At 33.9% G+C, this 12062-nt stretch carries 5 protein-coding genes; 2 read left to right on the plus strand and 3 right to left on the minus strand.

Annotation, left to right across the window (positions count from 1 at the left end; translation table 11 throughout):
- Positions 1–104: 104 nt before the first annotated feature.
- Complete coding sequence (locus ACFCYN_RS13975; protein WP_375949912.1) at positions 105–1388, minus strand: helix-turn-helix domain-containing protein; 1284 nt, start codon at positions 1386–1388, stop codon at positions 105–107.
- Between the two features lie 229 nt (positions 1389–1617).
- On the opposite strand from ACFCYN_RS13975, the gene ACFCYN_RS13980 reads away from it, so the two are divergent.
- On the plus strand, positions 1618–2517 hold the full coding sequence (locus tag ACFCYN_RS13980) for a LysR family transcriptional regulator (protein ID WP_375949914.1): 900 nt from the start codon (positions 1618–1620) through the stop codon (positions 2515–2517).
- Between the two features lie 909 nt (positions 2518–3426).
- Positions 3427–4866, plus strand: coding sequence for a DUF1254 domain-containing protein (locus ACFCYN_RS13985; protein ID WP_375949916.1), 1440 nt, complete (start codon positions 3427–3429; stop codon positions 4864–4866).
- Between the two features lie 204 nt (positions 4867–5070).
- On the opposite strand, the gene ACFCYN_RS13990 is transcribed toward ACFCYN_RS13985, so the two are convergent.
- Positions 5071–9237 carry a S8 family serine peptidase gene (locus ACFCYN_RS13990; RefSeq protein WP_375949918.1) on the minus strand — a complete coding sequence of 1389 codons (4167 nt, stop codon included), beginning with the start codon at positions 9235–9237 and terminating at the stop codon, positions 5071–5073.
- A gap of 251 nt (positions 9238–9488) precedes the next feature.
- Positions 9489–12062: S8 family serine peptidase (locus tag ACFCYN_RS13995; RefSeq protein ID WP_375949920.1), on the minus strand; the 2574-nt coding region annotated here is incomplete at its 5' end.

Consider the following 12062-nt stretch of genomic DNA (forward strand, 5'->3'; position numbering starts at 1 on the left):
ATCGCCATTTCTCTTGAGCTAGTAACCTTTTTAAACTCCTTCTATATCTAAATTCATTTAGTTCACAATTTAAATACATCTACCAACAAAAAAAGAGCTTATTATCAATAAGCTCCTAAGTAATTTAACTGATTTTGTTGATTCTCGTTTAGGCTTAACAATTTAATGTATCTTTGTTCGAGTTCAGGTGTCATATAATTTCTATATTTCCAAATTGCAATAAGGCATTGTTTAAACTTTTCAAAAATACCTATATTTTTTGCTCTCTCAGCTACATCAATTAGTTCGTTTAATCCAGCTGTATATTCTTTTCTTTCGCACTTATATAGAGAGAAAGCATAACAGTAATCTAAATACAAATTTTGTTGATTCAACGTTGAACTCAGTTTTAATTTAATCATTTCATTTTCATGATGATAGATTATATCTGTTGCATCTTCCAATCGTCCTAACTTTACATACGCTTCTAGTATTCTTGGTATCCCTACGAATTGATCGGTACGATTTCTTAACCAGTTACGGTATTCGTCAACATAATTTAATTCTCCAAAGTCAATTAACGCAACAAAACGGTTTCCAATTGCAATATCCGAATAATATTCGTTTATGATTTCGTATTGATCAATTATTGCCATTACCTCGTCTAACGATCCTCCTAATCTAGTTAAAGCAAAGCACTGGTACATCAAAGCTCGCCCATAATGATCCTCTATCTGAGCTATTTTTTCTAAACGTTTTGCATAATGAAAGACCTTATCCCATTGTTTAAGTGTGTAAAAAGTAGCTGTGATCCATAAATATGTTAGTTCTTGAAACTCCATTGGCATATAGCTTATATACTCTAAAAGATAGACGATCGTAGCCTGTCCTTCCTCGGTTAATCGGATAATGTAAAACTTTCTAAAGTAACTAATTGCTATTTCTTCAGAGGTATTGTCTGGCATAAGTTCAATGAAGAGTTTATATAAAGGTAAAGCTTCTTTTTCATTACCTTCTAAAAAAAGCTTTTCTGCAACTTGAAATAGAATGAGATAATTTTTAGTCCTTATTGTTTTTGAACTCTCTTCCAATATTAAATTAAGCATATAATTAAGTTCTTTATGAAATCCATATAAAGCACACTTATATATGTAAGCCATGCTTCTTCGTTTATCTAAATAACCATTTTGATTAAAACATAACTGTGTATATTTGTAATAAAAGGCTCCAACTGGTAATCCAATAGCCTGTGTAATAGCTTCCAAACAATGGAAAGATAGCATTTTTTTATTGTTAAATATTCTAATTATATCGCTATAATTTACTCCTGATTTTGCTGCTAACTCCTTCTTTGTCCACTTTTTCTTATCCAATATGGGAATAAATTCATAAAGAAGTTCTTGGTTCATCCATTTTCTCCTATTTACATTTAAATAAGTTTTTTCACGATAAAGAATTGATCGAAGTATAAATCATTTACTAACTAATAGTTAGCCATATGCTTCCAACATTGCTGGTTTCATCCGAACTAATAATTCCAGCAACTTTATTATAAAATTCAGTATTAATAATGTATAATACATGTTAAACAATCAATTCATTCTTTCAAACCTATCAATTAAGAAAGGAATTAACACATTGGAATTTCTTCAATTGAAATACTTTCAAAAAGTTGCAAAACTAGAGCACATTACAAAAGCGGCTGAAGAGCTTCAAATCGCTCAACCCTCATTGAGTAATACAATTGCAAGATTAGAAAATGATATAGGTGTACCGTTGTTTGATCGTCAGGGACGACAAATAAAACTTAATCGATTTGGGAAAATATTTTTAGAACAAGTAAATAAATCGTTAATGGAATTAGAAGAAGGGAAAAGAGCTGTTCAAGACCTGGCAGGTTTAAGTAAGGGTAGTATTACATTCTCTTCATCAATTTCTAAAATATTGCCTGAAATAATTGGAGGGTTTCTAGCAAAATATCCTGACGTCCAATTTCGACAACTAATTGAACCAATTTCATCGATGAAGAAGAGTTTAGATAATGGAGAAATCGACTTTTGTATGTCATCATTACCTTTTGATGATAGCGAAATAGAATGGCAACCTCTTATAACCGAAGAAATTTTTTTAATTGTTCCTAAAAATCATAAATTCGCAGGGCGGAAATCAGTTCGGTTATGTGAATTACATTCAGAGACATTCATTAATTTGAATGCAGGTTATGGATACCGAAAAATTACTGATAAATTTTGCAAGGATGCTGGGTTTATTCAGAACGTATCCTTTGAGGTAGGTGAACCATATGCTATTGTTCGTCTAGTAGAGCAAGGCGTTGGTGTTGCTTTTATTCCTGCTTTAGATTGGCTAAGTCCTACTGATGATATTAATGACCGTATCCAAATTGTTGAACCAACATGTCAATTGACAATAGGACTTGCTTGGTCAAAAAACAGATATTTATCTTTAGCTGCACTTGAGTTTAAGAAATTTATTACCGACTATTTCAAAAAAATTTCTTCTGACATAAAGAGTATTTGATTTCGTTAAAACTAATTATTAACAAGAAGATAAAACCATTTTGTAACGTTATAGCTTCATAAACTAAAGTTCATTAACTTTAGTTCAGAGTGTTGAAAAACACATGCGTCAATATATCTTGTACACTTTGGAATGATTGAACAATAATTATTTTCACTCTGTATAAATGAAAATATTTTTCTTTTTTTGATGTCTTAATTAATTGTTGTTTATTGGTCTGATATGAAATGGATTAATCCTATTTTAATATCTATAAACGTACGTAAAATTTAAAAAAGGTAATTGATGTTAAAGTTATATTTTTTTATGAACTATTAATGACTTTAAATGTTAATATGTGTGATTTTATTGGCCGTACAAACTGTTTAATAAATTGTTATTTATACTCTAAGCAAAAGATAGTAGCTCAGGTTTTTATTGTAGACTTCTTTATTTGAGTAAGTTGATTGGAACGGAAGGGTGCTCGACTCCTATGGGAAATGCAGGAAGGCTGAGACCCCGCAGGCGCGCCGAGGAGGCTCAGGTCTCGCCCCATGGAAAGCGAGCATCCTGTAGTGGAAATCAATCAGAATTTACTTATTTATTTGACAAATACTTTTTTCAACAGCATAAACTAAAGTTCATTAACTTTAGTTATTATTGACATTTATATAATATATTTACCAAATGTTGAATATGAAGTTACAAGAATCCAAGAATATTTAGAGAAAGCAGTTTACTAAATTGATATCCTGAGAAAAAAAGATGAACTTCTACAAAATGTAGAGTTCGTCTTTTTTTGTGAATTAAAAAGCTTAATAGCAATAGATTAACTAATACTTAAAGTACCATCCAAATTTATTAATTCTTAAATTATCTAAAAATTGCTAATGTTATGATTGTTACCCATCAAATATTGGAGGAATGCTCATGAGGAAAAAATTATTAGTGCCAGTAGCAATTGGAGTAATGACATCAATGGCAATCGTTACAAGTGGAGTTTTTGCTGATACTTCGACGCATAATCAAATTAACAGCAGTTCATCACAAATTAGTGCACCATTAGCTCTACCCCAACTTCAATTTCGTTCCAATTTAGCGTACAGTTCAGGAGTGAGCGCATATATTTACGGTTATACACTTGTAGAGATGGCTAGAACTATGCAAAAATTTGAGCAAACAAATGCACTGAACACATTTAAACACGACAGAAATTTGGCAGATGATAAGTTTAGGGATTTTGTAAAACCAAACAACGACACACTATATTCACAATCTTGGCTGGATTTATCAAAAGGACCCCAAGTATTAAGTTTCCCTAAGATAAATAGATACTTTACCTTTCAATTTATGGATGCGTATACTAACTCATTCAAATACATTGGAGGATCAAACAAGAAGGATTATAATGGTGGAAAATATATTATAGTTGGACCAGATTGGAAAGGTAAATTACCAAAGGGGACCAATGTAATTAAATCACCTACAAATATGACTTGGATTTTAGGAAGAACATTAGTAGATAACGAGAAAGATTTGCCAGTAGTTCATAAAATTCAAGATTCATACAAGTTAGCGCCTTTAAATAAAAACCAAGCAAAAGGTTCCATTAATATTCCAACAATCCAAACAAGTGACTATGATGATCCAATTAAGTTTTATACTTTAATGGCTCAATTAATGAAATTAAATCCTGCTCCTAAAAGAGATCAAGCATTATTAAGTCAACTTGAATTAATTGATTTAAATCCTGTGACAGGGTTATTTACTGGGGAATCAGACCCTGTTGTTTTAGATGGCTTAACGAAAGCAGTAAGAGATGGAAAAGAAGCTATTCAAAAGTCACTTCTAGTCCTTCAAAATTCAAATAATGGTAATTGGACAGTAAATTATGACCGTGTAGGTACTTACGGGGTCTACTATTTAAACAGAGCAATGATTGCTATGTTTGCTCCTGGAGCGAATATCCCTAAGGAAGCAGTTTATGCGATAACAAGAAAAGATAGTGATGGAAATACGTTAAGTGGACAGAATCAATATATTATTCACTTCGATAAAAATAATTTACCACCTGTCAATGATTTTTGGTCAATCTGTATTTACGATTCAACAAATTTCTTTGTAGCAAATCCAATTAACCGTTACTCAATAGGTGACCGAACTGAAGGATTAAAATATAATGATGATGGCTCATTAGATATTTATGTTCAAAGTACAGCACCAGCAGGACATGAAACAAACTGGTTACCATCACCATCATCTACAACAAATCCTGGTTTTGCTTTATTGTTAAGAATGTACACTCCTAAAGAATCTGTACAAAATAATTCGTACATAATTCCTTCAGTAATAATATCAACGCAACAATAGTTTATTAAAATTTTACATAGAGAAATTACTATGCAGATGGCAAAAGACATTTCAAATACGTAAATTCTGAGAGATTATCAATGATGATTTTAGTACCCATTTTTTCATCCTTTATTCTTTTTTTCTATAAATATTTATTATTCAAAAAAGACTTCGGTTTATACCGAAGTCCCTTTGACTAATCATAAACTATTATTTTATTTTTTAGTTAACACCTAATGCACTCTTAACAGTTTCAAGAGTTTGTGATTTGTATTTCTTTTTAGGAGCTGGTGCATATTTAATTGTTGGATTTTGCATTAAGTAGTTTTGTTCTACAAATGCTAGATCTTTTTCATCTACTACTCCATCAAAATTAATATCCGCATCACGTTTATTTGTACCCCAATAAGTTTGTAAGTATAATGCATCCATTACGTCAATGACGTCATCTTTATTTACATCTCCAGCAACCGCCGGATTTAATTTCAAGTTAAGATGTTGATTCGTCACTTTTCCATCTTCATGGAATCCGATTGTAAAGTCTTTATGCACTGTAAAATGACCAGGTATATTTAATTCTAACTCATAAGTATCATCCGATAATGGTAAATTCGGTACACTATAGTTAGCATTAGTAGAAGAGTTTGCCCCTTCATACACTGTACCATTTGAACTAGTTGCTTTTACTTTTATGCCCATTTTTGTATAATCATATATAGTACTAGCAGCACCATCTGGTCTCAAGAACGCTTGTGCTAAAGTTGAACCATCAAGTAAAGAAGTTGTTGGTTGCATAAAGAAAATAGATGGATTTCCAGATATCACAGATTTTGTCGTACCGCCACTATCCGTTACGTTAACACTAGTTAAGTTTGTTGGGTAAATTACAGCCCCCGCAGAATAAGTATTACTCATTTTAAATTCAACATCTGCAAGATTTAAATTTCCTGATAATGGGGCAACTCCATCTTTTGTTGTGACTGTTACTTTACCCTCATAAGTAGTTCCAGCCAGCTTTGTATCTTCCAATTTTACATCCACTTTATCCGCAACACTTGGGTTTGGTTTGACATTCATAGTTGCAGTAGCTTTATTATATTGGAATGTATAGACTACTTGTTTTACATCACTTGCATTTTTTAACATTAACGTAGCATTCGCTGTTTCGCCCATTTTTGCCATACGTTTTTCAGGGTTCATATAGCCATATGTTGCGTCATCACGCGTAACAAAAATATCTCTACCTTCTTTAAAGGTTTTGTTTGAAGCCGCATCCATTGCATAGAATACAAGTTCCATCGGTTTTGTTGCATTTGTTGGAATTGTCGCTGTAAATGTTCCGTCAGAATTTACAGGTACCGATACGGCTCTTCCACCGTTTTTATAGTCTTGATAATACACTTTTGTACTTCCTTGATTAAAGTTCATTCCAAGCTTTTGCATTTCTTCCGTTTCTTTATCGTAAACTGATCCAGTTATATTGACACTTGACTGACCGTTTTTATATTCAACAACATCCGGACTGTTAATTGTCATTTTTGGTGCCGTATTATCAAAGTAGAACGGTGCTTCTTGCGTAAATGTTTTACCAGCGTCATTTTTACCAACTAACTTGATCTTATAATAACCTGGTTTTGCTAAATCAGAATCATATGCAAATGGATGCTCATCATCACCAGTCGGTTTATAATAATATCCATTAAATGCTTTCGCTGATAAAGCAACATTTTCCTTCATTAACAAGCCATCTAACGTCCCTACATAGCCTAATTCTTCGCCTGTTTTTCCATCTTCAAGGATGATATCAATTGTGCTTAAGTTTGCTTTCAGACTAAATTGCGCGTTTGTATAAATTAATTGACCTGCATAAGCTGAATCAAATACTTGCGTAAATGCTTGTGGAGTCATTGTTACTGGGTTAATTCCTTCTTCAACCGTTTTAATCCCGAAAGGTACTTGGAATGTTTCGTCTGGATTATTATGGTTTGTGTATGTTACAAATCCTTCATAAATGCCTAATTTTGCTGATTTTGGTACCGTAATTGCGACAGTTGATTTCTTTTTCGAATTTGCCCCAACTTTAATCGACTTATCTGTCACGACCATAACGCCATTGTCGTCAGCATCTAATGAACCACGACGGTCTGCTTGATAGGAAACAGTCACATCATATGTTTTTGCTTGATTGCTATTATTATAGATGTTCAGCGTGCGTTGTTCGCTAATATTTTTTCCTTCTGGAGCATGTGAACCAAATGAAAGTGCTCCTGTTAAATCTTTTACCGTTGTTAAATTGCCTTTTTTATCGTATGTTCCTTTTGTTTCATCCACTACTTCGATTCTTGTTTTTGAATGGATTGCTTCATAAGGATCAACTTGTCCTGCACCAGATTCAAATACACTATAGTCTCCATTTAGTGGATCTGCAGTATTCATTAATGTTTCTTTAATTTCGGCTGGTGTTAAGTTTGGATTTGCTTGTTTTAATAATGCTGCAACACCTGCTACGTTCGGTGTAGCCATTGATGTACCTGATAAATTCTCATAAGCGTAGTCATATTTTCCAATTTGATCTGCTCCATGCATATAAGAAGGTACAGTTGAGAATACGGAAACACCTGGTGCTGTTACTTCAGGTTTAATATCATAATTGATACGAGAAGGCCCACGTGAACTGAATGACGCTAACTTACTACCTTCATCCGTTACTTGTCCGATTTCATCAAATGAGAAGGTTGGACTACCCGTACCAAGTTTTGCGACTAATGCTGCCCCTTGTTCATATGACATTGAGAATGCAGGTATAAATCCATAACCCTTACCTAAGTACGATGGAACAAAACCTTCACCAGGTACGTTATCAATCAGGATAATTGCAGCTGCGCCATGCTTTTGAGCAATTGTAATTTTATCATTAAGTGCCACTGATCCTCTATTTACTAATGCAATCTTTCCATTTACATCGATATTTTTATAATCAGTATCTGCACCTACATTAGGTACTAAAACGATTGGTAAATTTTTACCTTTTAAGCTTGTGACATTATCTTCAAAGCCTTTACCAAATAATTTTAAATCTGCCGTAACATCTTCTGTTCCATGTAGTGTACCTTTTGATGTTTCAATCACTGTTTTCGTATCATTCGCACCAACTGTAATAGGTAACGCTGCTGCCCCTGGTGATCCTAACGTATCCATACCATCTCCTGCGTTACCTGCTGCTACAACAGCCGTTACACCAGATAGAACTGCATTATTTAACGCAAGACTCTCTATATTTTCTGGATCATTAACGCTCGATCCAAGTGATAAATTGATAACGTCCATACCATCAGAGATCGACTTGTCAATGCCGCCTAAAACAGCTTCAGTTGTACCTGATCCATATACTCCTAGTACACGATAAACGTATAAATCAGCATCTGGTGCAACACCCGTTACTGCGTAATCGGTATTATTTTTACCACGACCAGCAATAATACCTGATACATGTGTCCCATGTTCTGTGTAGAAAGTAGAACCTGTCAAAGTATCCTTTTCAGCTAATCCTGATTTTTTCCAATCATCATACGTTGTTTCCATTGGGTCTGCATCGTTATCAACAAAGTCCCAACCTTTTACTGAACTAGGGTTGATAGTTTTTGGATCAACGCCAGGTTGCGCCCGATACCCTTTATATGCATCTGTTAAATCTGGGTGATTATAATCGATTCCTGTATCGATAACCCCTACTTTAACACCTTTTCCTGTAAATCCTTCTGCATGTAATTTACTTACACCAGGAAACACTTCTGTTTCCATTTTCGTAGTTGAACCTTGTGCACTTTCAGCTATTTTTTCTGGCTCAACTTTAATCACATTATTTGGCCAAACTGCTTTAACAACCTTTGAATTTAATAAAGACTTAACTTTATTCGCTGGTAAATCGATCGCCACACCATTTAACGTGTTTTTGTATGTTCGCTTAATTTTATAAAGATTCTTATTTTCTTTTAAATCATCTTTATAAATTGTTTGTAAATCTGATTTAAATGTTTCTTGAGCATCATCAACTTTTTGTTTTGCATCGGCTAGCGATTCACTGTTGCCATTCACTGCTTCTTCTAAAACAGCTACTTTTGCTGGCTTGTCTTTCAATTCAACGATAACTGATAAATTTTTAGTACTGTTTAAATCGACTGAAGAAGGTAATTGTAAACCTTCTTGACTAGTAACCTCTATTTTCTTTAAAGCTTCACGTTGTTCTGGCGTCATTTTTGAAAGCACTTCTTCAATAGAAGATTGTGCTGCAGCATTTACAACCGGCTGATGGTGTGTGACTGGAAATGCATTAAATAATACACCAGTACTTAATGTCAAAACCGCAGTACTTTTAATAAGTCTCTTCATCCTGATATTCTCCCCCATTTTTCTATTTTTCTTTCTATTCCGATTATACGGAAAGTTTGTCGTTTTGACATTTTGACAAAATTCATCAATTCCTTCTTTTTTGTTCGATGTTTTTCGACAAATTACAACATTATCTCTATTCAACTCAAAATTTTGATATATTTCCCTACTAATTCTTTATTTAAAAAGTCTCGTAAAAAAAAACGGTAATCTTATAAAAGATTACCGTTTTTTCCATTCCTTACTGTTAATTATTCTAAGCCTAGTGCTTGTAAAACATCATCTAATGTTTTACCTTTGTATTTCTTAACTGCCTTTGGAGAATTATCATTCCATGGATTTTGCATAGTGTAGTTATTAATTACATACTGCATATCTTTTTCATCAACTACACCATCATAGTTAATGTCGGCATCACGTTTATTTGTACCCCAATATGTTTGGATGTATAACGCATCATTTATATCAATGACATTATCTTTATTCACATCTCCACCAGGGATGTAATCATAATTAACTGGTTTCGATCCAGCTTTCACTTTTCCATCATCTTTTATTCCTATTGTAAAATCTTTCGTAAATGTAAAATGACCTGGTACGTCAATTTTTTGTGTAAATGTATCGTCTGTTATCGGTAATCTCGTTCTAAAAATGTATGGTGCTGTGTCAGAATATCCTGGTTGATCCGTTACACCATATTCTTTACCTTTAGAATCTTTGACACTAATTTTTGTACCTACTTTGATATAGTCAATTTTTTTCACTTCAGGTTCTAAACCATTAAACATCATTAATCCTTCTGCTTGAATTAATCCTCTCATAAGTGAGTATGTCGGTGTAACATAGAAATATGGTTGGATACCTTGTGTCGTTACTGTACTATTATCCACGTTTGTATAAACTGCGCTAAAGAATCTAGTACCAGATGGACTGTAAAGAGTCATTGGAGCTTTGTTGTATAGATCTTTTGCTTTGAATGTTACGTCTACTAATGAAGCATCTCCAGCTATACCTGTATTCGCAAGGTCCCCAGTCGCTGAAGCGGTAATCGTCATTAATGTTCTTCCGCCAGTTTGAGGAACACTCGTATATTGAACATCTAGCTTATCTTTAAATGCAGCATTTGGTTGCACTTTTACTGCATCAATGTACTGATTTGGATAAGTAAAACTATAGGTTGCTTTCTTTACGTTTGTTTTTATATTTTTTGTTGAGAAAGTTACTGTCGTTGAATCACCCATGTTTATACGTTGCTTGTCAGCGATTGCTGTTGTATAAGCCGTTCCTTTTCTTACAAAATAGGCATCTATCACACTATCATAATTTCGAACACTTGCTTTGCTATAATCAGTGAAGTCGTACTCTGTAATAGCATTGACAATTGGACCAGAAGTACTTAAAGGAATTTCTGCGTTAAAGTTTCCTTGTGCGTCTAATGGGATACTTTTTTCTGATGAATTAGTAGGATTATAATACGTAAAATTATCGTCTCCCTGTGAAGCAGTAATACCAGCGACTTTCATCTCATCGATATCTTTATCAAATACGTTTCCTGATACGGTAACTTTTGTGTCGGTTGGATTAGCCGTTTCGTAAATACCTCCAGCCTTCATATTGTTCATTGTTACCTTTGGCTCTCTCTCTCCATAGTATACAGGTGCATCTGCTGTAAAGCTTTCCCCTCTATCATTCGTTCCAACCATTCGAATCTTATATGATCCTGGATCTGTGTTCTTAAAATCAAACGAGATCGGATTGTCTGGATTACCAGTTAACGGATAATATCTACCTTCATTTAGCACGCCTCGGAAATAATAATCAGTATTCTCGTCTGCTCCCATTCCGTCCGCAGTGCCTAAGAAACCAATTTCTTTATCTGTTTTTGGATCCACAAGAAAGAAATCAAAATAACGCATATGTGAATTTAATTTAAAGTTTGCTCCAATTGACCATCTTGTCGCATTACTTCCTGCTTCATATGGTATTGTATAGGCTGATGGATTACCTTCCACATAGTCAATTCCTTCTTTTACAGTGTGAATCGCAAATGGAATTTTATATGTTTCATCAGGATTCTTTTGATTTGTGTAAACAATATATCCTTCATATGTTCCTAGTTTTGCAGATTTAGGAACATTGATCTGAGCATCCATATTTGCACTGCTGTATTTTTTTACTTTTACAGATGACTTCACATCTAAAGTAACACCATTTGCTGCTGCATCTTGGTCTGCTCTAGAATCGTCTGTAAAACGCGCATCTAACGTCTGGAATTGAACTTTTACGTCATATGTCTTATCGACAGAAGACTTATTAAATAACGTCATTGAACGTTGATCTGTTAAATCTTTACCTTCAACGGCTTGTTCACCGAAACTTAAAGCACCTGTTATGTTTTTTATTTGTTTAATTCCTTTATCTGCTAAAGTTGTTGTACTATTTGTTACACTTTTTACAGTTGAAGTTTTATCTTTCACTTGGATTTCGGTTTGAGCATGAACTGCATTGTATGGATCTACGCGTCCTGCCCCAACTTCATATACACTATATTTATCAGATAATGGATCTGCTGTATTCATCAGTGTTGCCTTAATGTCTGATGGAGTCATATCAGGATGTGCTTGCTTAATTAGTGCTGCTACCCCTACAACGTTTGGTGTTGCCATCGATGTCCCAGATAAACGCTCATAAGCATAATTATAGTTTCCAATTTGATCTGCCCCGTGCATATAAGAAGGTACAGTTGAGAAAACAGATACTCCAGGTGCCGTTACTTCAGGCTTTATATCGTATAAAACACGAGATGGACCACGTGAGCTAAATGG

The sequence above is a fragment of the Gottfriedia sp. NPDC056225 genome (assembly GCF_042267765.1).
In the GTDB taxonomy this organism is placed as follows: domain Bacteria; phylum Bacillota; class Bacilli; order Bacillales; family Bacillaceae_G; genus Gottfriedia.